General features: G+C 68.1%; 17 protein-coding genes and 1 pseudogene. 15 read left to right on the forward strand and 3 right to left on the reverse strand.

Annotated elements, in window-relative coordinates; translation table 11 throughout:
• Window positions 1–66 precede the first annotated feature (66 nt).
• The 15 genes and pseudogenes from JC616_RS11555 to JC616_RS11625 all read left to right on the forward strand — a co-directional run bounded on the left by JC616_RS11555 (window position 67) and on the right by JC616_RS11625 (window position 15,854).
• Entirely contained in the window at window positions 67–1,971 is a 1,905-nt protein-coding gene (locus JC616_RS11555; RefSeq protein ID WP_227108401.1) for a putative cobaltochelatase, read from the forward strand.
• Window position 1,972: 1 nt separating this feature from the next.
• Window positions 1,973–2,734: a uroporphyrinogen-III C-methyltransferase gene (gene cobA, locus JC616_RS11560; protein ID WP_227108403.1), complete on the forward strand. Its 762-nt coding sequence runs from the start codon at window positions 1,973–1,975 to the stop codon at window positions 2,732–2,734.
• Complete coding sequence (locus JC616_RS11565) at window positions 2,731–3,432, forward strand: cobalt-precorrin-7 (C(5))-methyltransferase (protein ID WP_227108405.1); 702 nt, start codon at window positions 2,731–2,733, stop codon at window positions 3,430–3,432. The genes cobA and JC616_RS11565 overlap by 4 nt, the downstream gene beginning before the upstream one ends.
• Window positions 3,429–4,988, forward strand: a complete 1,560-nt coding sequence (locus JC616_RS11570) for a precorrin-8X methylmutase (protein WP_227108407.1) — start codon at window positions 3,429–3,431, stop codon at window positions 4,986–4,988. The genes JC616_RS11565 and JC616_RS11570 overlap by 4 nt, the downstream gene beginning before the upstream one ends.
• Window positions 4,989–4,993: 5 nt before the next feature.
• Window positions 4,994–6,118, forward strand: coding sequence for a cobalt-precorrin-5B (C(1))-methyltransferase CbiD (cbiD, locus tag JC616_RS11575; protein WP_227108409.1), 1,125 nt, complete (start codon window positions 4,994–4,996; stop codon window positions 6,116–6,118).
• Window positions 6,115–6,843, forward strand: a complete 729-nt coding sequence (cobI, locus tag JC616_RS11580) for a precorrin-2 C(20)-methyltransferase (RefSeq protein ID WP_227108411.1) — start codon at window positions 6,115–6,117, stop codon at window positions 6,841–6,843. Before cbiD ends, cobI begins: the two co-directional genes overlap by 4 nt.
• Window positions 6,840–7,643 (forward strand): precorrin-4 C(11)-methyltransferase, encoded by an 804-nt coding sequence (cobM, locus tag JC616_RS11585; protein WP_227108413.1) that lies wholly within the window; start codon window positions 6,840–6,842, stop codon window positions 7,641–7,643. Before cobI ends, cobM begins: the two co-directional genes overlap by 4 nt.
• Window positions 7,640–8,386, forward strand: a complete 747-nt coding sequence (locus tag JC616_RS11590) for a cobalamin biosynthesis protein (RefSeq protein WP_227108415.1) — start codon at window positions 7,640–7,642, stop codon at window positions 8,384–8,386. The genes cobM and JC616_RS11590 overlap by 4 nt, the downstream gene beginning before the upstream one ends.
• A gap of 105 nt (window positions 8,387–8,491) precedes the next feature.
• Complete coding sequence (cobJ, locus tag JC616_RS11595; RefSeq protein WP_227108417.1) at window positions 8,492–10,036, forward strand: precorrin-3B C(17)-methyltransferase; 1,545 nt, start codon at window positions 8,492–8,494, stop codon at window positions 10,034–10,036.
• On the forward strand, window positions 10,033–11,139 hold the full coding sequence (locus tag JC616_RS11600) for a CobW family GTP-binding protein (protein WP_227108419.1): 1,107 nt from the start codon (window positions 10,033–10,035) through the stop codon (window positions 11,137–11,139). Before cobJ ends, JC616_RS11600 begins: the two co-directional genes overlap by 4 nt.
• 3 nt (window positions 11,140–11,142) lie before the next feature.
• Window positions 11,143–11,676: pseudogene (locus tag JC616_RS11605) on the forward strand (ABC transporter ATP-binding protein); the annotation flags it as partial.
• A gap of 254 nt (window positions 11,677–11,930) precedes the next feature.
• Window positions 11,931–12,899 carry an ABC transporter substrate-binding protein gene (locus JC616_RS11610; protein ID WP_227108423.1) on the forward strand — a complete coding sequence of 323 codons (969 nt, stop codon included), beginning with the start codon at window positions 11,931–11,933 and terminating at the stop codon, window positions 12,897–12,899.
• A complete protein-coding gene (locus JC616_RS11615) occupies window positions 12,896–13,918 on the forward strand; it encodes a FecCD family ABC transporter permease (RefSeq protein WP_227108425.1) in 1,023 nt (340 codons plus the stop codon). Before JC616_RS11610 ends, JC616_RS11615 begins: the two co-directional genes overlap by 4 nt.
• A gap of 29 nt (window positions 13,919–13,947) precedes the next feature.
• Entirely contained in the window at window positions 13,948–14,550 is a 603-nt protein-coding gene (gene cobO / locus JC616_RS11620; RefSeq protein WP_227108427.1) for a cob(I)yrinic acid a,c-diamide adenosyltransferase, read from the forward strand.
• A complete protein-coding gene (locus tag JC616_RS11625; RefSeq protein WP_227108429.1) occupies window positions 14,550–15,854 on the forward strand; it encodes a cobyrinate a,c-diamide synthase in 1,305 nt (434 codons plus the stop codon). Before cobO ends, JC616_RS11625 begins: the two co-directional genes overlap by 1 nt.
• A 37-nt stretch (window positions 15,855–15,891) precedes the next feature.
• Here JC616_RS11625 and JC616_RS11630 read toward each other — a convergent pair whose 3' ends face one another.
• Genes JC616_RS11630 through JC616_RS11640 form a run of 3 tightly spaced genes read right to left on the reverse strand, consistent with a single transcriptional unit; the run spans window position 15,892 to window position 19,573 of the window.
• On the reverse strand, window positions 15,892–17,652 hold the full coding sequence (locus JC616_RS11630; RefSeq protein ID WP_227108431.1) for a putative bifunctional diguanylate cyclase/phosphodiesterase: 1,761 nt from the start codon (window positions 17,650–17,652) through the stop codon (window positions 15,892–15,894).
• Between the two features lie 5 nt (window positions 17,653–17,657).
• On the reverse strand, window positions 17,658–18,104 hold the full coding sequence (locus tag JC616_RS11635) for a response regulator (protein ID WP_227108433.1): 447 nt from the start codon (window positions 18,102–18,104) through the stop codon (window positions 17,658–17,660).
• Entirely contained in the window at window positions 18,101–19,573 is a 1,473-nt protein-coding gene (locus JC616_RS11640; protein WP_227108435.1) for a sensor histidine kinase, read from the reverse strand. The genes JC616_RS11635 and JC616_RS11640 overlap by 4 nt, the downstream gene beginning before the upstream one ends.
• Between the last annotated feature and the right edge of the window lie 91 nt (window positions 19,574–19,664).

The raw sequence follows: 19,664 nt of genomic DNA on the forward strand, positions 1-19,664 counted from the left end.
ACATCGCCCCGCTGCGCCCAATTCCGTGTCTTTCCGTGTGCTTCCGTGGCAAATAAGGGTTTCAGCATGAGCCCGATTTACCCCTTCGCCGCCGTCGTCGGCCAGCAACAACTGAAGCAGGCGCTGCTGATCTGCGCGGTGGACCCCACCGTCGGCGGTGTGCTGGTGCGCGGCGACAAGGGCAGCGCCAAGAGCACCGCCGCGCGCGGCCTGGCCGCCGTGCTGCCGCCCATCCGCCGCGCCGCCGGCTGCGGCTACAACTGCGAGCCGGACCACCCGCTGCCGCTGTGCCCGGTGTGTTCCGGCGACGCGCGCGCGCTGCATGACGGCCCGGTGCCCTTCATCAACCTGCCGCTGGGCGCCACCGAGGACCGGGTGCTGGGCAGCCTGGACTTCGAAAAGGCGCTGCAAGGCGGCCAGCAGGCCTTCAAGCCCGGCCTGCTGGCCGCAGCCCACCGCGGCATGCTCTACATCGACGAAGTGAATCTGTTGGCCGACCATCTGGTGGACGTGCTGCTGGACGCCGCCGCGATGGGCGTCAACACCGTGGAGCGCGAGGGCCTGGCGGTCAGCCACCCGGCGCGGGTGACGCTGCTTGGCACCATGAACCAGGAAGAAGGCGATTTGCGGCCGCAGCTGCTGGACCGCTTCGGCCTGATGGTGGACGTGGCCGCGCCGCGCGAGCCTCTTCAGCGCGCCGAGGTAGTGCGCCGCCGCCTGGCCTTCGAGGCCGATCCGGCCGGCTTCGCCGCGCAGTGGCAGGCCGACAGCGAGGCGCTGCGCGCCAAGATCGCCGCCGGCCGCGCCTTGCTGCCGCAAACCCGGCTCAGCGATCAACTATTTCACTTCGTCAGCGAGCTGTGCTGCGAATTCGAAGTCAGCAGCTTGCGCGCCGACATCGTGCTGAACAAGGCCGCCCGCGCGCTGGCGGCGCTGGACGGCCGCGTCGACGCCTCCGCCGAGGATGTCCGCGACGCCGCCCGGCTGGTGCTGCCGCATCGCCGCCGCAGCAAGCCGTTCGAACAGAGCGGGCTGGATCAGGACAAGCTGGAACAGATGACGCGGCAAGCGTCGAATCCGCCGCCGCCGCAGGAGCGGAACGGCGCCGACCAGCCGCCGCCGGATGGCGACGGCGAACAGCAAGCGGACACGTCCGGCCATGGCGCCGAGCAAATCTTCGCCGCTGCGCCGGCCGGCGACATCGCCCGCATCCGCGTCCAGGCTCCCTCCTCCGGCGACGCCGCCGGCCGCCGCAGCGACGGCGCCAGCCGTCAGCGCGGCCATTACGTCCGCGCCGAAGCCAATCCGCAGCCGGCCCAGCTGGCGGTGGACGCCACCCTGCGCCACGCGCTGCTGCGCGACCCCAACAACTTCGCGGTCACCCGCGCCGACCTGCACGACAAGGTCCGCGTCGCCAAACAGGGCAATCTGATCCTGCTGGTCGTCGACGCGTCGGGATCGATGGCCGCCCGCCAGCGCATGGAGCAGGTCAAGGGCACGGTGCTGAGCCTGCTGGAAGACGCTTACCGCCGCCGCGATCAGGTGGCGCTGATCGCCTTCCGCGGCCAGCAGGCGGAACTGCTGCTGCCGCCGTGCAACCGCGTGGAGCAGGCCGAACGGGCGCTGCGCGAGCTGCCCACCGGCGGCCGCACCCCGCTGGCGCACGCGCTGGCGCTGGCCGCCGACACGCTGTCCCGCCAGCTGGGCGGCCCGGCGCCGCTGCTGGTCATCCTGAGCGACGGCCGCGCCAATGTGGCGCTGGACGGAGACGGCGACCCCTGGCGGCAAGCGTTGGACCTGGCCGGCCAGCTGGCCGGCACGCCGACGCTGGTGCTGGACACCGAGCAGGACTTCGTCCGCCTGGGCCGCGCCCGCGAACTGGCCGAGGCGCTGGGCGCCGAATACCTGGCTTGCGACACCCTGACCGGCGAGCAACTGACATTGACGATTCGACAAAGACTGGGCCGCTGAGATGACGGGCAAGGTTTATCTGATAGGCGCCGGTCCCGGCGACCTGGACATGCTGACGCTGAAGGCCGCGCGCTGCCTGCGGCTGGCCGATGTGGCACTGGTGGACGATCTGGTGCATCCGGATATTCACACCATGCTGCGGCCGGACGCTGAAATCGTGCCGGTGGGCAAGCGCGGCGGCCGGCCGTCTACGCCGCAGGCCGTCATCGAGCAAAGAATGATGGACGAGGCCCGAGCCGGCAAGACGGTGGCGCGCCTCAAGGGCGGCGACCCCTTCGTCTTCGGCCGCGGCGGCGAGGAAATGCTGACGCTGCAAGCGGCCGGCATCGAGGTGGAAATCGTCAACGGCCTCAGCGCCGGCCTGGCGGTGCCGGCCACGCTGGGCATTCCGCTGACCCACCGCCATTTCGTCCACGGCGTCACTTTTGTCTCCGGCCACCCGCATCAGGACGGCGACGAGCCCAACTGGCGGGCGCTGGCGCAAAGCGGCATGACGCTGGTGATCTATATGGGCGTCAAGCGGCTGCCCTTGATCCGCGCCGAACTGCTGCGCCACGGCCTGAAACCCGACACTCCGGCGGCGGCGATAGAAAACGGCACCCTGCCGCAGCAGCGCCAGGTGCTGAGCACCCTGGACGCGCTGGAACAAGACATGAGCGCGGCCGGCATCCACAGCCCGGCGCTGATCGTCATCGGACCGACGGTGGCGCTGGCGTCCTGTAGCCCGTCCGCCGCCAATGAAACAAGGAAGGAATACGCATGATCATCTGCATAGGCGCCGGCCCCGGCGACATCGGCTACCTGCCGCAACGCTCCGCCCAACTGATACGCGAGGCCGACGTGGTGGCCGGCTTCAACGCGGTGGTGGACGTGGTGCGCCCGCTGATCCCGGACACGGCCGAAGTGATCCAGATGGGCTACCGCGACCAGGTGGCCCAGCTGGACATCGTCGCCGAGCGCCACCGCGCCGGCAAAAACTGCGTGGTGGCGTTCATGGGCGACATCCACTTCAGCGGCTTTCAGTATCTGGAGCGGGTGGAGCGCGCCTGCGGCCACCCGGTGGAAACGATACCCGGCATCTCGTCGGCGCAGATCCTGGCCTCGCGCGGCAAGGTGTGCTTCGACGAAACCAGCTTCATCACCTTCCACCGCCGCGGCGACCTGACGCCGTTCAAGCGCCACCTGGTGCATGTGCTGCAGGACGGCCGCAACGCCATCGTGATCCCCTGCCCCTGGGACGAGGCGCGTTCCTTCATGCCCTGGCACATCGCCGCCTATCTGCTGGAAAACGGCATCCCGGCCGGCCAGCAGGTGGAAGTGTGGGAAAACCTGACCCGCAACGAGGCGGAATGGCGCGGCACGCTGGCCGAGTGCGCGGAGCAGCGCTTCTCCGACATGAGCATCATGCTGATCCGCACGCTCGCGCCCATGGACAGCCAGATCGAGCCGACCCACAAATGAGCCAGCAAGACTACGCCATCGTATTGGCCGGCCACGGCAGCCGCGACCCGGACGGGGTGAACGAATTCATGCAATTGGTGGCCGCGTTGAAGGCGCGCGCCGGCGAGCGCCCGGTGGCTCACGGCTTTCTGGAGTTCGCCCGCCCCACCATAGACGAGGCGGTGGACCAGGTGCTGGCCGCCGGCGCCAAGACCGTGGTGATGGTGCCCGGCGTGCTCTTGGCCGCCACCCACGCCAAGAACGACATGCCCAGCGAGCTGCTGGCGCTGCGGCAGGCGCATCCGGGCATAGCCTTTCACTTCGGCGCGGCGCTGGACCTGCATCCGCGGCTGTTGGCGCTGTGTCGTCAACGCATCGTCGAGGCCGAGGCGGCGTCGCCGCACACCGTGTCGCGCAACGACGCCTGTCTGGTCGTCGTCGGCCGCGGCACTTCGGACCCGGACGCCAACTCCGAAATCTCCAAGCTCACGCGCATGCTGGAAGAAGGCCTGGGCTTCGCCGCGTCTTTCGTCTGCTATTCCGGCACCGCCAAACCCTTGGTGGCCGACGGCCTGCGCGCCGCCGCCATGCTGGGCTACCGCCGCATCGTGATGCTGCCCTACTTTCTGTTCGACGGCGTGCTGGTCAAGCGCATCTACGGCGCGGCGGCGGACCTGGCGGCGCGCCATCCGGAGATCGAGGTGCTGAGCGCCGGCTACCTGGGCCCGGACGAGCAAGTGGCCGAGGTGTTTCTGGAACGCGCGCAGGAGGGCGTGGAAGGCCGCGCGGCGATGAACTGCGCGCTGTGCAAGTACCGGGTGCAGATCGTCGGCTTCGAACAACAAGTGGGCGAGCCGCAGCGCGGCCACCACGGCAAGGTGCGCGGCCTGCTGGAGCGCGAGCCCAGCTCCAGCCAGCCGCCGGCCTGGAAACGCTACACCCCGCACCCGATAGAAGCGGAAAGCATGCGCATCATCAATGAGGGCCGCGACTGGTCGGCCTTCCCGGCCGAGCAGCGCACCGCGCTGATGCGGCTGGTGCACACCACCGGCGACTTCAACAGCGTGGACGAGCTGTTTTTCTCGCCTGGCGCCTGTGAAACCGGCATGCGCGCGCTGCTGCGCTGCCGCCGCGTGGTCACCGACGTCACCATGGTGGAAACCGGCCTCAAGCGCGAGGTGCTGCGCCAGCTGGAAGTGGAAACCTGGTGCGGCGTGCACGACGAGGAAACCCGGCTTTTGGCCGAAGCCAACGGCATCACCCGCTCCGCCGCCGGCATCCGCCGCGCCTGGCAGAAGTTCGGCAACGACTGCGTGGTGGCGATAGGCGACGCGCCCACCGCCATCCGCGAGGTGGTGCGCCTGGTGCGCGATCACGGCTGGCGGCCGCAGCTGGTGGTGGGCCTGCCGGTGGGCTTCGTCGGCACCCGCGAATGCAAGGACGAGCTGCGCGCGCTGCTGCAAGTGCCGCGCATCACCAACCGCGGCACCCGCGGCGGCTCGCCGTGGGCGGCCACCGTGGTCAACGCGCTGATGATAGACGCGATCGAACACGTGTATCAGCAGCAGGAAGCCTGAGCCCGGTGCGCCAGCCCTACGACCTCGCCGCCCTCGCCCCCAACGGCATGCGCCGCGGCCGCACCACCGGCAGCTGCGCCACCGCCGCCGTCAAGGCAGCGCTGATGCTGCTGCTGGACGGCGTGGACGCCGATGAGGTCTTCATCAGCCTGCCGGACCCGGATTTCTATTTGGCGGTGCCGATACAGCGCGTGGCCTGGCTGGACGAAAACACCGTGCGCGCCGAAGTGCTGAAGTACGCCGGCGACGACCCGGACAACACCGACGGCGCGACGATCTTCGCCGAGGTAAAAGTAAACGGCAGCGGCGCGCTGCGCTTCCTGGCCGCGGCCGGCGTCGGCATGGTCACCCAGCCCGGCCTGCGCATCCCGCCCGGCGAGCCGGCGATCAACCCGGTGCCGCGGCAGATGATGCGGCTGGCGCTGGCCGAGACGCTGGCCGGCCGGCCCGATCCGGGCTTCGATCTGGCGATAGGCTGCGTCGACGGCGACAAGATCGCCAAGCGCACCTTCAACCCGATGCTGGGCATCGTCGGCGGCATCTCGATACTGGGCACCAGCGGCATCGTCGAGCCGATGTCGCAGGCGGCGTGGATCGCCTCCATCGAAGTCTATGTGCGGGTGGCGCTGGGCGAGTTGCCGGCCGCCATCGCCTTCACCCCCGGCAAGATAGGCCGCGGCTACGCCGCCGACACGCTGGGGCTGGAGAAAAAGCAGGTGGTGCAGATCGCCAACTTCGTCGGCGACTCGCTGGACTTCGCCGAATCGGTGCTGCTCGAACAGGGCCGCATCCTAGACACGCTGTGGGTGCTGGGCCACCCGGGCAAGATCGCCAAGCTGCTGGACGGGGTGTGGAACACCCACTCCGGCAAGAGCGGCATGGCGATGGACGCCGTCGCCGCCGTCGCCGCCGAGCTGGCTTATGCGCCCGAGCTGGTGGCCGCCATCAAACAAGCGAATACCGTGGAGAACGTAGTGCAGATCATGAGCAGCCAGCCGGACGCGCGCGGCTACTGGATGGAAATAGAACGCCGCACCGCGGCGCTGATGGCCGCGAAAGTGCCCAGCGCGCGGCAGGTGGCGGTGCGCCTGTTCAGCATGGACGGCACCCCGCTGGGAGCAGCGGCATGAAGCTGGGACGATTGATAGGCATAGGCGTCGGCCCCGGACCGGCCGGCTTGATTCCGGTGGCGGCGCTGGCCGCCTTGCGCGAGGCCGACATCGTCTACCTGCCGCGCGCCACCTCCAGCGACACATCGGTCGCCCGGCAATGCCTGGCCGGGCTGGATCTGGATGAGGACCGTTTCCGCGAGATCGAATTCGAAATGAATCCGGACCGCGGCGCGCTGTCCCGCCATTACGGCGCGCTGGCCGAGCGGCTGGCCGCCGAACTGAAAACCGGCCGGAACGTCGCCTACCTGACCATAGGCGACTCGATGACCTACTCCACCTACGGCTACCTGCTGGCGGCGCTGCGCGAAATGCTGCCGGCGCTGGAAACCCAGACCTTCCCCGGCGTCACCAGCTTCGCCGCCACCGCGTCGGCGCTGTCCTGGCCCTTGGGCGAAGGCAAGGAACGCATCCTGATCCTGCCCTGCCCGGACAACATGGCCGCGCTGCGGGCCGATATCGACAGCCATGACCTCATCGTGCTGATGAAGATAGGCAAGCGGTTGCCGGATGTGCTGGCGCTGCTGAACGAGATGGGCATCGCCCATCTGTGCGCCTTCGCCCGCCGCATCGGCCTGCCCGGCGAAGTGCTGTGCGCCGACGTCTCGCAACTGAGCGCAGACGCCAGCGGCTACCTCGCCACCATGCTGATCCGCAAGACAGCCAGAGAAAGACGCCATTCATGAAAGTGTATTTCATCGGCGCCGGCCCCGGCGCCGCCGACCTGATCACGCTGCGCGGCAGCCGCCTGTTGGGCGCGGCGCCCATGGTGCTGTACGCCGGCTCGCTGGTGCCGGCGGAGATGCTGAGCCACTGCCGCCCGGACGCGGAAATCCACGACACCGCCGAACTGAACCTGGACCAGCAGGAAGCGCTGTACCGCCGCGCCCAGGCCGAGGACAAGGACGTGGCGCGGCTGCACTCCGGCGATCCGGCGATCTACGGCGCCACCAACGAGCAGATGCGCCGGCTGGAAGCGCTGGGCATCGCCTATGAAGTGGTACCCGGGGTGTCCTCCTTCACCGCCGCCGCCGCCGCATTGGGCAGCGAACTGACCCGGCCCGAGGTGTCCCAGTCCATCATTCTGACCCGCACCAGCGGCCGCGCCAGCGCGGTGCCGGAAACCGAGTCGATCGCCAGCTTCGCCGCCCACCGCGCGACGATGTGCATCTTCCTGTCCGGCCAGCGGCTGAAGCAGACCGTCGCCGATCTGTCGCTGCATTACCCGCCGGATACCCCGGTGGCGCTGGTGCGCCGCGCCAGCTGGCCGGACCAGTCCGTCCACCGCTCCACGCTGGGCCAGATGCTGTCCGAGGTGAAGCAGAAAGACTGGCTACTGACCACGCTGCTCTTGGTCGGCGCAGCGCTGTCGCGCGAAGGCGGCGTTGAATCCAGCCTGTACGCGGCCGGCTTCACCCACATCTTCCGCGACGGCGACGCGCGCAAGACCAAGCGGGCCAGCCTTCAGAAAGAAACGCAGGCATGAGCCGCGCCGTGTGGCTGGTGCGCGCCGAGGCGCTGCCGCTGGGGCAAAAGCTGGCGGCGGCGCTGGACGCCAGGCTGTACCAGCCGTGGCTGCAAGCCGAGACCGGCGCGCGCGAGCAATTCCGCGCCGCCTTCCATGCGCACAGCCACTGGGTGCTGGTGATGGCCAGCGGCATCGCCGTCCGCTACCTGGACGGCCTGCCGCAAAGCAAATACAGCGACCCGGCGGTGGTGGTGATGGACGAAGCCGCCCGTTTCTCCATCCCGCTCTTGTCCGGCCATGAAGGCGGCGCCAATGCGCTGGCTTATGAAGCGGCGCGGCTGACCGGCGCCATCCCGGCCATCACCACCGCCACCGAAGCGATGAAACCGCTGACGCTGGGAATCGGCTGCCGCCGCGGCAAAAGCGCGGAGGCCATCGAACAAGCGGTTCTACAGGCCTTGGCCGGCCGGCCGATGTCCGCCGTGCGCGAAGTGGCGACGATAGACCTGAAGGCCGACGAAGCCGGCCTGCTGGCGTTCTGCGCCCGCCACGCGCTGCCCTTGCGCGTCATCGCCCGCGCCGACGTCGCCGCCCGCGGCTGGACCGGCGCGCCTTCGGATTGGGTGCGGCGGAACGTCGGCGTGGACGGCGTGTGCGAGCCCTGCGCGCTGATCGCCAGCCCCAGGGGCGGGCTGATCGTGCCCAAGACCGCGCGCGACGGGGTGACGGTGGCGGTGGTGGAGGATGGGCCGATTGTTTGAGTTCAAAAAACAGGATGTGCCTGCTACGCGGGCACGAGCCCATGACAAAAATGACTTTCGGCAGAACACCTTGGACTTCCGCCCTACGCAACAATGGATGACAGAATGACCGGCAAACTCTACCTCGTCTCGGTCGGCCCCGGCCGCGCCGAACTGATCCCCGATCTCGCCCGCCAGGCGCTGGCGGCGAGCGAGGTGATCGTGTCCTACGATCTCTACCTGACCTGGGTGCAACCGTGGATAACCGGCAAGGACATCCGCACCCTGCCGCTGACCCAGGAGCGCGAGCGCGCCCAGCTGGCGCTGGCGGAAGCCCGCGCCGGCAAAACGGTCGCTCTGCTGTCCAGCGGCGACATCGGCGTCTACGCGATGGCCACGCTGGCTTACGAGGACATGCGCGAGGACGATGGCTTCGACGTGCAGCTGATCCCCGGCATCACCTCGGCCAACTCCTGCGCCTCCCTGCTCGGCGCGCCGCTGTCGCACGACTTCGCCACGCTCAGCCTGTCCGACCTGCTGTGCCCGTGGGAATGGATTGAAACCCGCGCCCGCCACATCGCCCAGGCGGATCTGGCGGTAGTGTTCTACAACGTGCAAAGCCGCCAGCGCCAGGAAGGCGTCTACCGCATCCTGGACATCATGCTGCAGCACAAGAAGCCGGAAACGCTGTGCGGCATCGTCCGCAATGCTTACCGCGAGGACCAGGCGGTGGAAATCGTTACCCTGGCCGAGCTGCGCACCCGCCGCTTCGACATGCTGACCAGCATCGTCATCGGCAACCGCTTCACCCGCCGCAAACGGAACTGGATGTTCACCCCGCGCGGCTACTTCAACTGGGACGACACTCAGGACACGGTGAAGGCCGACGCGCTGCCCGCCGCCGCGGCCTGGGTGTTCTCCGGCACCAGCGACGGCAACGCGCTGTCCCGCGCCATCGCGGAAACCGGCCGCGCGGTGGTGATCAGCAGCGCCAGCGATTACGGCAATGAGCAGGCGCAGCAGGCGGCGCCCGGCGTCGCCACCGTCAGCGGCCGGCTGGGCGTGGAGCGCCGCCGCGAACTGCTGTCCGGCAGCCGGGCCAGCGCCATCGTCGACGCTACCCACCCCTACGCCAGCGAGATGTCGCAGCAACTGATGGCGCTGGCCAAGGAACTGGCCCTGCCCTATCTGCGCTATGAGCGGCCGGCCAGCGCCAGCGCGCATCCGCTCATTCGCTGCGCCGACAGCGATGCGGCCGCCAGGCTGGCGATGGCTAAAGGAAAACGCCTGTTCCTCGCCACCGGCAGCAAGGAGCTGCACCGCTTCGTCGCCGCCGACGCCGACCGCAAGCATGAATGGTTCGTCCGGCTGGCGCCGGACCCGCAACACCTGCAACGGGCGCTGGAGCTGGGCATCCCGCGCTCGCGCGTCTGCGCGATGCAAGGCCCGTTCTCGCAGGCGGCCAACGAGGCGCTGTGGCGCGACTGGGGCATAGATTGCGTGATCAGCAAGGACGGCGGCGCGGCCGGCGGCTTTGACGCCAAGGCCGCCGCCGCGGCCGCGCTGGGCATCCCCTTCATCGTGATCGACCGGCCCCGCTTGGATTATCCGCAGGCCTTCGACGACTTCGCCGGCGTGCTGGCGGCCTTGCCCGCAGGAGAGCCCGCATGAGCGCGCCGCGCCTGCCCGTTACCGTGTTGACCGGCTTCCTCGGCGCCGGCAAGACCACGCTGTTGAGCAAATTGCTGGAAAACAATAAGCAGCGCCGGCTGGCCATCCTGGTCAATGAATTCGGCGAGGTGTCGATAGACGGCGGCCTGCTGCGCGGCGGCGACGCCGGCGGCGTGGAAATCCACGATCTCGCCCAGGGCCTGGTGGCTTACGACGACGACGCCGACTTCCTGCCCACCATGCTGGCGCTGTGGCAGCGCCGCCAGCAGATCGACCACGTGCTGATCGAAACCTCGGGCCTGGCGCTGCCCAGCGCGGTAATGGCCCAGTTGCAAAGCGAGGCGCTGGCGCCCTATTTCGTGCTGGACGCCACGCTGGCGGTGGTTGACACCCCCTTGCTGCTGGCCGGGCATTTCGCGCCGGCCGGCGACGGCGGCAAGGCCGACGCGGTGGCGGGTTTGTTCGAGCAACAACTGGGGCACGCCGACATCGTAGTGCTGAACAAGATAGACGCGCTGTCCGCCGACGCGCTGCTGGCGGCGGAAGACGCCGTGCGCCGGCAAGCGCCGTCGATACGCTTCATCGAACTGGCCTACCAGGCCAAGCTGGACACCCGGCTGACGCTGGGCCTGCACCTGCACGAAGCCGCGCCGGCCGCGCACCGCCATTACGGCCCGGTGGCCAGCATGCCGGGGCTGGCGATGCGGCCGCTGGCCAACCAGGCCTTGCTGGACGGTCACAGCCACGGCGGCCAGGCCGCGCACAGCCATGGACTGTCCACCCACAAGCATTTCCACGAGCAAGACCCGGGCTGGCAATCATTCATGATCCGCAGCAAGGAAGCGCAAAACGCCGACAAGCTGGCCGCGGCGCTGGAGGCCATCGCCGGCGAGGAGCCGCTGCTCAGAATCAAGGGCTTCGCCGCTTGCGCGGAAGGCCCCGGCCGCTTGCTGGCCCAGGGCGTGCGCAGCCGCATCGAACTCAGCCGCGACGAGACGCTGGCCGCGCCGCGCCAGGCGCAGCTGGTCTTCATCGGCTACCACCCCAGCCGCCCGCAGGTGCTGGCGCTGCTGCGCGACATCACCGGCGCGCACTGGAGCTAGCCGATGAGCGCCTTGGAACTATGCGGCCTGGACTGGTCGCCGGACCCCGCCGTGGCGCCCGAGACCCGGCTGCTGCGCGACATCGCGCTGACGGTGCGGCCCGGCGAATTCGTCGGCGTCATCGGTCCCAACGGCAGCGGCAAGACCAGCACCTTGCGCTGCGCCTTCCGTTTCAACAAGCCGCTGGCCGGCGAGGCCAGGCTGGACGGCGCCGACATCTGGTCCCAGTCCGCCGCCGCCTTCGCCCGCCGCGTGGCGGTGGTGCTGCAGGAATTCCCCGAGGACTTCGGCCTGACCGTGCGCGAGGTGGCGGACATGGGCCGCATCCCGCACCAGTCGCTGCTGCGCGGCGGATCGCCGGCTGATCACGCCATCGTCGACGAGGCGCTGGCCCAGGTGGGACTGACGGCGCAGCAGCACCAGCCTTTCGCCACCCTGTCCGGCGGCGAAAAGCAGCGCGCGCTGTTGGCGCGGGCGCTGGCGCAGCAGCCCGAGCTGCTGATCCTGGACGAACCCACCAACCACCTGGACCTGCGTCACCAGCTATCGCTGTTGCGCCTGGTGCGCCGGCTGGGCATCGCCGCCGTCGCCACCCTGCACGACCTGAACCTGGCGGCCGCCTTCTGTCACCGCCTGTACGCGCTGAAGGCCGGCCGCATCGTCGCCAGCGGCGCGCCGGAAACCGTCTTGACGCCCCGGCTCCTGGCCGAGGTGTTCGGCGTGCGCGCGCTGGTGGACCGCCACCCGCAGGCCGGCCACCCCCGCATCACTCTGTTGGAAGAAGAAAACCTATGAAACTGAATCCGCCTTCGCTCATCGCCTGCGGCCTGGCCGCGCTGCTGGCCTCCCAGGCCCAAGCCAGCGCCTACCCGCTGACCGTGGACAGCTGCAACCGCAAGGTCGTCTTTCAGCGCGCGCCGCAGCGCGCGGTCAGCCACGACATCAATCTGACCGAGATGATGGTGGCGCTGGGCCTGCAAAACCGCATGGTCGGCTATACCGGCATCAGCGCCTGGAACAAGCTGAACGCGCCGTTGAAACAGGCGCTGGGCAAGCTGCCGGAACTGGCCGGCGACTACCCCTCGTCGGAAGCGCTGCTGGCCCGCAACGCCGACTTTTTCTTCGCCGGCTGGAACTACGGCCTGCGCGTGGGCGGCCCGGTGACGCCGGCCTCGCTGGCGCCCTTGGGCATCAATGTCTACGAGCTCAGCGAATCCTGCGCCCATGTGATGAAACGCCCGGCGGCGAGCCTGGACGACGTTTATCGCGACATCCATAATCTGGGCCGCATCTTCGACGTGGAGCCGCGCGCGCAAAAAGTGGTGGCCGAGATGAGGGCCAAGGTGGACGCCGTCGCCGCCCGCGTCGCCAAACGCAAGGCCACGCCGTCGGTCTTCGTCTACGACAGCGGCGAGGATCGCCCCTTCAGCGCCGGCCGGCTGGCGATGCCCGACGCGCTGATCCAGGCCGCCGGCGGCCGCAACATCCTGAACGACGTCAACGCCAGCTGGACCCGCGTCGACTGGGAAACCGTGGTGGCGCGCAATCCGCAAGTGGTCGTGATCATCGACTACGGCAAGGTCACCGCCCAGCAGAAGATCGCCTTCCTGCAGAAACACCCGGCGCTGAACAAGATGGCGGCGGTGCGCGACAAGCGCTTCATCGTGCTGCCCTACGACAGCGCCACGCCCGGCATCGCCAACGCCGACGCCATCAGCGCGCTGGCGCGCGGCCTGCACCCGGAAGTCTTCGCCAAGTGATCCGCGCCATCGCCAACCGTCCGCCGGCCTGGCCCTTGCTGAGCCTCTTGCTGGCCCTGCTGGCGCTGTCGCTGCCGCTGGCCTCCGGCCTGGGCGCCGCGCCGGTTGAATTCGCCGTCAGTTCCAATGTGCTGCTACACCAGCTGGGCCTGCCGGTGGAACCGGCCTGGCAGCCGGGCCAGGATCTGATCATCTGGCAGCTGCGGCTGCCTCGCGTGCTGCTGGGCGGCATGGTCGGCGCCGGCCTGGCCTTGGTGGGCGCGGCCTTGCAGGCCACCACCCGCAACCAGCTGGCCGATCCCCACCTGTTGGGCGTCAGCTCCGGCGCCACGCTGGGCGCGGTGACGGTGCTGCTGTTCAGCGGCAATGTGCTGGGCGGCGCCACCCTGCCGCTGGCCGCCTTCACCGGCGCCTTGCTGGCCACCCTGCTGGTCACCGGCATCGCCGTGCGCCAGCGCCGCTTGCAGGCCGAGCGTCTGCTGCTGGCCGGCGTGGCCGTGTCCTTCCTGCTGATGGCCCTGGCCAATCTGATGCTCTATCTGGGCGACCACCGCTCGGCCTCGGCCGTGCTGTTCTGGATGCTGGGCGGCCTGGGCCAGGCGCGCTGGGAGCTGCTGCCGGCGCCGCTGGCCGCGCTGTGCCTGGGGCTCGCCGCCTTGCTGACCGTGGCGCGGCCGCTGAACGCCCTGATGGCCGGCGAGCAGACCGCGGTCACCCTGGGCATACGCGTGACTCGGCTGCGGCTGGCGGTGTTCGCCGCCTCCTCGCTGCTGACCGGCACCATGGTCGCGGTCAGCGGCGCGATAGGCTTTGTCGGCCTGATGATCCCGCATATCGCCCGCCGCTGCGTCGGCGCCGACCACCGCCGCCTGCTGCCGGCCTGCGCGCTATTGGGCGCGCTGTTCCTGATCTGGGTGGACGCCGCCGCGCGCACCCTGATCGCGCCGGAAGACATCCCGGTGGGCGTCGGCACTGCCGCCGTCGGCGGTGCCTTCTTTATCTGGCTGCTGCGCCGCTGACGGCGCCGGCCCCACACAAGGACGACACGATGAAAACCGATCCGGCTTCCCACCAGCGCATGACCGAGAAGCGCAAGGCGGGCTTTGAAAAGAAAAAGGCCGCCGCCACCGGCGAAAAAGGCCTGCTCATCGTCAACACCGGCACCGGCAAGGGCAAGAGCAGCGCCGCCTTCGGCATGGGCTTGCGCGCCGTCGGCCACGGCATGCGCCTGGGCGTGGTGCAGTTCATCAAGGGCGCGCTGCATACCGCCGAGCGCGATCTGCTGGGCGGCTTCGACAACTGCGACTTCCATACCATGGGCGAAGGCTATACCTGGAACACTCAGGACCGCGAGGCCGACATCGCCACCGCGCGCAAGGGCTGGGCGCAGGCGCTGGCGATGCTGGAGAGCGAGGATTACGAGATGGTAATCCTCGACGAATTGAACGTGGTGCTGAAGTACGAATACCTGCCGCTGGACGAAGTGCTGGCCGCCTTCGCCGCCCGGCCGGCGATGCAACACGTGGTGGTCACCGGCCGCCATGCGCCGGAAGCCTTGCTTGAGGCGGCGGATCTGGTCACCGAAATGCGCTTGGTCAAACACCCCTACCGCGAGCAAGGCATCAAGGCGCAACGCGGGGTGGAGTTCTGATGACGTCCTTGCGCTGCCCGGCGCTGTTCCTGACCGCCCCCGCCTCGCACCAGGGCAAGACCACGCTGACGGCGGCGCTGGCCCGCCATCACCGCAATCAGGGCCGCCGGGTCCGCGTGTTCAAGACCGGGCCGGACTTCCTGGACCCCTATGTGCTGGAGCGGGCCAGCGGCCACACCGTCTATGGCCTGGACTTGTGGATGAACGGGGAGGACGATTGCCGCGCCCGCCTGTACAAGGCCGCCGCCGAGGCCGACCTGATCCTGATCGAAGGCAGCATGGGCTTGTTCGACGGCACGCCCAGCAGCGCCGATCTGGCCGCCTTGCTCGGCGTGCCGCTGGTGGCGGTGATAGACGCCGCCGGCATGGCGCAGAGCTTCGCCGCCGTCGCCCACGGCCTGGCCAGCTTCCGCCCCGGCCTGACCTTTCACGGTTTTATCGCCAACCATGTCGCCAGCGATCGCCACGCCGAAATGCTGGCCCAGCAGTTGCCGGCCCATCTGCCCTTGCTGGCCGCGCTGCGCCGGGACGAGGCGGCGCGGCTGCCGGAGCGTCATCTGGGTCTGGTGCAGGCGCAGGAGATCGCCGACCTCGACGTGCGTCTCGAACGCATGGCGGGCCAGGTCGCCACCACCGCCTTGGCCGCGCTGCCGCCGGCGGTGGCCTTTCCCCCCGCCGCGCCCGCCGAGCCGCCGAAACTGCTGGCCGGCCGGCGCATCGCCATCGCCCGCGACGCCGCCTTCGCCTTTGTCTACCCGGCCAACCTCGAAACGCTGCTCCAGCTGGGCGCGGAGCTGAGCTTCTTCTCGCCGCTGGCCGACACGGCGCTGCCGGACTGCGACGCCGTTTACCTGCCCGGCGGCTATCCGGAACTGCATCTGGACACGCTGGCCGCCAACACCGCGCTGAAAGCGGGGCTGCATGGACATATAGCGGCCGGCAAGCCGCTCTACGCCGAGTGCGGCGGCATGCTCTATCTGCTGGACCGGCTGACCCGCCGCGACGGCGACAGCGCGTCTATGCTGGGCCTGCTGCCCGGCCGCGCGGTCCTTCAAGACAGGCTATGCGGGCTGGGACTTCAGCAAATGACCTTCCCAGGCGGCGCGCTGCGCGGCCACACCTTCCACTACACCCGGCTGGACACGGCGCTGGAGCCGATCGCCCGCGCCGCGCGCGCCAGCGGCGCCGGAACCGGCGAGGCCTTGTACCGCAGCGGCAGCCTGTTGGCCAGCTATTTCCACGCCTATTTCCCGTCCAATCCCCTTGCCGCGGCAAGCCTGTTTCTGCCCTCAGCCGTTGCCTGAGCCCTTGCCCGCGATCCGAGACGCGGCCGGCTCGCCCTCATGACTTGCCTTGCTCCCAGGTTTCCCACCACGACAAGACCTTGGCGGCCGGCATCGGCTTGGCGATGCTGAAGCCCTGGGCCAGGCAGCAACCCAGTTGCATCAAGACCGGCCAATACTTTTTACGCTCAACGCCTTCGACAATGAAGTCAATGGCGCGGCTTTGACAGAAGACCGCCATGCACTGAATCAAGGAGGCGTTGAAGGAGCCCGGCTCCAAGTCCTGCGCAAACGCCTTGTCCAGCTTGATCTCGGTGATGGGGCAGCTTTTCAGATAGGTAAAGGAGGTGAAGCCCGCGCCGAAGTCGTCTATCGACAAGGAAACGCCCTGAGCGTGCAGTTGTTCTATCATTTCCTTGGCCTTGACCGGGTTGATGACCAGCGCGGTTTCCGTCAACTCCAGCACCAGCAGGCTGGGCGGAACCTTGTAGAGCGCCAGCCGCGCCATCACTTCTTCGACAAACCGATTGTCCTCCAGCATCCGCGCGGAAATGTTCACCGCCACCTTGAACGGCTTTTGTCGCTGGCTGATCCAGCTTTGTTGCTGGGACAGCACCAGCTCCAGCGTCAGATAAGTGAAGCGGCTCAAGAGATTGCATGACTCCAGCGTGGGCATGAAATCGTCGGGGTTTACCCGGCCTTGCGCCGGGCTGTTCCATCTGACCAGGGCTTCGAAACCCACCACCTCTTCGGTATCCAGCCTGACCTTGGGCTGATAATGCATTTCCAGCTCGCCTTGCTGGATCGCCCGGGTCAATTGCGTGATCAGGGCCTGGGTGGTTTGCCCCGCCTTGGGCCAGGGCTTGTCCTTTTCCCCCGCGTACAAGGCGACGGCGCCCAGATGGCTCTTGGCCTGATACATCGCGATATCGGCGCGGGACAGCAATTGGGCGGGATCGCAGCCGTGCTGCGGGCACATCGCCACGCCGAAGGACGCGCCTATCGACAAGGCGTGCTCGCCCACCAGAATGGGCGCGTCCAGCGTATGGCCCACTTTTTCCGCCATGGCCAGCGCGCATTCCGCGCTATCCACTTCCAGCAGCAAGGCGGCGAATTCGTCGCCGCCCAGGCGCGCGATGGTGTCCGAGCCGCGCAGCAGGGTGGCGAAACGCGCCCCCACCTCCCGCAGCACCAAATCCCCGGCCTGATGGCCCAGCTTGTCGTTGACCTCCTTGAAGCGGTCCAGGTCTATCATCAGCACGGCGAACGGCAGTTGATTGCGAGCGTGCAAGGCGCACAGCTGATCCAGGCGGTCGAGAAACAGATTGCGGTTGGGCAGATCGGTCAGCGAGTCGTACAGACTGCGGTGTTGCAGCAGTTGTTCGGTTTCGCGCAGCTTGGCCTGTATCGCCGCCACCCGCACGCCGTCGCTGATGGTCTGGCGCAGGCGGTCCTCGGTCAGTTCGAACTTGGGCAGGTATTCGTAGACGCCCAGCTTGATCGCCTCGGCGGCGATGCGTTCATTGCCGGTGCCGGTGACCGCCACGATCAGACAGGATTGGTTGCGTTGCTGGATGGACGGCACCAGTTCGCGGCCGTCGCCGTCGTCCAGCTTGAAGTCCAGAAACACAAAGTCGAACAACTCCCGGCCCAGCAGCTTCAAGGCGCTGGCCTTGGAGTCCGCTTCCAGAATCTGGGAGCACAGGGCGTTTCGGTGCAGCAGGCGGATGATGCGCTCGCGGTCGACGTCGTCGTCGTCCACCACCAGCACGCTGACTTGCGGCGGCGTTTCCAACAGGCATTCGACATCGTCGATCATCTTGATTACCGGGCGGGTAAAACCACGGACTGGGCGTAGGAATGCAGCAGCTCCATCAGTTTCACGAACTGCGGGCCCACGGCGGACTTCATCATATAACCCGCCACGTTTTCCTCGTAGGCGCGCATGCGGTCCGCGTCCCGCGAGGAGGTGGTCAGCACGAAGATCACCGAGTTGCGCAACTGGCTGTCCGCGCGGATGGTTTCCAGGAATTGAAAACCGTCCATGCGCGGCATATTGAGATCCAGCAGGATCAGAAAGGGGCTGGTGATCCGCTTGCTGTCATGCGCGCCGCGCAGGATTTGCAAGGCCTCCAGGCCATCGCAGGCGGTGACCATCTTGCATTCAAGCCCTTGTCGGCGCACGCCGCGCAAGACGCCCTCAATGGCCACATCGTCGTCGTCCACCAGCAAAACCGTGATATCGCTCGCTACCGCCACGCTTGCCATCATCCCACCTCCTTGAGCGGAAACCGCGGCCAGCGGATGCGGAAACAGGCGCCGCCCAGCGTGCCGTGTCTATCCAGCACCACCGTGCCGCCATTGCTATTGACCATGCGACGCGTCACCGCCAGCCCCACTCCATGCCCTTCCGCCTGGCTGCTGGCGCGGTGAAACAGCTTGAAAATGCGTTCTTCCGAGCCTGGCGGCACGCCTACGCCGTCGTCTTCCACCGTGAACAGATTGAAGCGCCCGTCCTCCTCCACCGCGATGCGGATCACGCCCTTGCCGCCACCGTGATGCTTGCAGGCGTTGGACAGCACATTGCGGATCGCCAGCGACAGCGGCGTGCGCGCGGCGGGAAACGGCCGGGCCTTGATTTCCACTTCCACTTGAAAGCCCGGGGGGATATCGAGCAGCTCCAGGGTCTCGCGCACCAGCAGGCCGGGATCGACTTCCTCGACGCGTTCGTCCTGGCGCCCGGCCCGCGCGTATTCCAGCAGGTCTTCTATCATGCGTTCGGCGCGGGCGATGCGTTCCTCGGCGCGGACAAAGTTTCTCTCGATGTCCGCGCTCAGCTGGGACGGGTCCAGGTCTTCGCGTATCCAGGAGATCAGGTCGGCAATGCCGCGCAAAGGCGAGCGCAAATCATGGGAGGCCACATAGGTGAACTCTTCCAGCTGGGCGTTGGCCTGCTGCAGCGTCTCCTCAAATTTCTTGCGCAGGGAGATGTCGGTGATCGCGGCCAGCACCAGCCGCTCTCCTTCCGTTTCCAGCGGGGTCAAGCCCACTTCCACCGGGAATTCGCTGCCGTTCTTATGCTGGGCCAGCAGATCGCGCCCCGAGCCCATCGCCCGGACTTCCGGCGCCTTGGCGAAGGCGGCCCGCAAAGCCGGGTGGCCCTGCCGCACGCGTTGCGGCAGCAGCACCTCCACCGGCTGGCCGGTCAATTCTCCCGGCGAGTAGCCGAACAGGGCGTCCAGCGCCTGGTTGGTCATTGAGATCTTGCCGTCCGCGCCTGCCATCAGCAGGCCGATGGGCAGCGAGGCCACCACCTTGGCGAAGCGATGCTCCAGCCGGCGCCGCGGCGTGATGTCGCTGACAAAGGCCACCGCGCAGATTTCATCTTCGTGCGGCATGGAGCCGAGGCCGATTTCAATGGGAAACTGGCGGCCATCCGCATGCTGGGCGAACAGCTCGCGGCCGCTGCCCATGGTTCTGGGCGTGGGATGGGAGAAAAACAGCTGGCGAAAATCGAGATGGCGTTCGCGGATATCGGCCGGCAGCAGCATTTCCACCGCCTGGCCCAGCAACTGGGCCTTGCTGTAGCCAAACATATTCTCCAGCGCGCTGTTGACGTAGAGCATGCGGCCGTCGGCCGCCACCACCAGCACGCCCACCGGAGCGGCCTCCACCACGGAGGCCAGCCCGGCATTGCCGGAAGCGCCGGCGGGCGCCCTTTCCGGAAATTTGAACGACATGACAGCCTGCTTTCGCCTATGTCTTATTGCTGTAGGTTTAGCATAGGGTTTTCCGCCGCGCAGTTAATTCTGATGTCCTATCCGCGTCGTT

Origin of the sequence: Chromobacterium rhizoryzae, from assembly GCF_020544465.1 — a bacterium.
In the GTDB taxonomy this organism is placed as follows: Bacteria; Pseudomonadota; Gammaproteobacteria; order Burkholderiales; family Chromobacteriaceae; genus Chromobacterium.

Bases quoted from the DNA above. Each gene is read 5' to 3' on its own strand.
- JC616_RS11555 (WP_227108401.1), top strand. From the start codon at position 67: ATGAGCCCGATTTACCCCTTCGCCGCCGTCGTCGGCCAGCAACAACTG.
- cobA (WP_227108403.1), top strand. From the start codon at position 1,973: ATGACGGGCAAGGTTTATCTGATAGGCGCCGGTCCCGGCGACCTGGAC.
- JC616_RS11565 (WP_227108405.1), top strand. From the start codon at position 2,731: ATGATCATCTGCATAGGCGCCGGCCCCGGCGACATCGGCTACCTGCCG.
- JC616_RS11570 (WP_227108407.1), top strand. From the start codon at position 3,429: ATGAGCCAGCAAGACTACGCCATCGTATTGGCCGGCCACGGCAGCCGC.
- cobI (WP_227108411.1), top strand. From the start codon at position 6,115: ATGAAGCTGGGACGATTGATAGGCATAGGCGTCGGCCCCGGACCGGCC.
- cobM (WP_227108413.1), top strand. From the start codon at position 6,840: ATGAAAGTGTATTTCATCGGCGCCGGCCCCGGCGCCGCCGACCTGATC.
- JC616_RS11590 (WP_227108415.1), top strand. From the start codon at position 7,640: ATGAGCCGCGCCGTGTGGCTGGTGCGCGCCGAGGCGCTGCCGCTGGGG.
- cobJ (WP_227108417.1), top strand. From the start codon at position 8,492: ATGACCGGCAAACTCTACCTCGTCTCGGTCGGCCCCGGCCGCGCCGAA.
- JC616_RS11600 (WP_227108419.1), top strand. From the start codon at position 10,033: ATGAGCGCGCCGCGCCTGCCCGTTACCGTGTTGACCGGCTTCCTCGGC.
- JC616_RS11610 (WP_227108423.1), top strand. From the start codon at position 11,931: ATGAAACTGAATCCGCCTTCGCTCATCGCCTGCGGCCTGGCCGCGCTG.
- cobO (WP_227108427.1), top strand. From the start codon at position 13,948: ATGAAAACCGATCCGGCTTCCCACCAGCGCATGACCGAGAAGCGCAAG.
- JC616_RS11625 (WP_227108429.1), top strand. From the start codon at position 14,550: ATGACGTCCTTGCGCTGCCCGGCGCTGTTCCTGACCGCCCCCGCCTCG.
- JC616_RS11630 (WP_227108431.1), bottom strand. From the start codon at position 17,652: ATGATCGACGATGTCGAATGCCTGTTGGAAACGCCGCCGCAAGTCAGC.
- JC616_RS11635 (WP_227108433.1), bottom strand. From the start codon at position 18,104: ATGATGGCAAGCGTGGCGGTAGCGAGCGATATCACGGTTTTGCTGGTG.
- JC616_RS11640 (WP_227108435.1), bottom strand. From the start codon at position 19,573: ATGTCGTTCAAATTTCCGGAAAGGGCGCCCGCCGGCGCTTCCGGCAAT.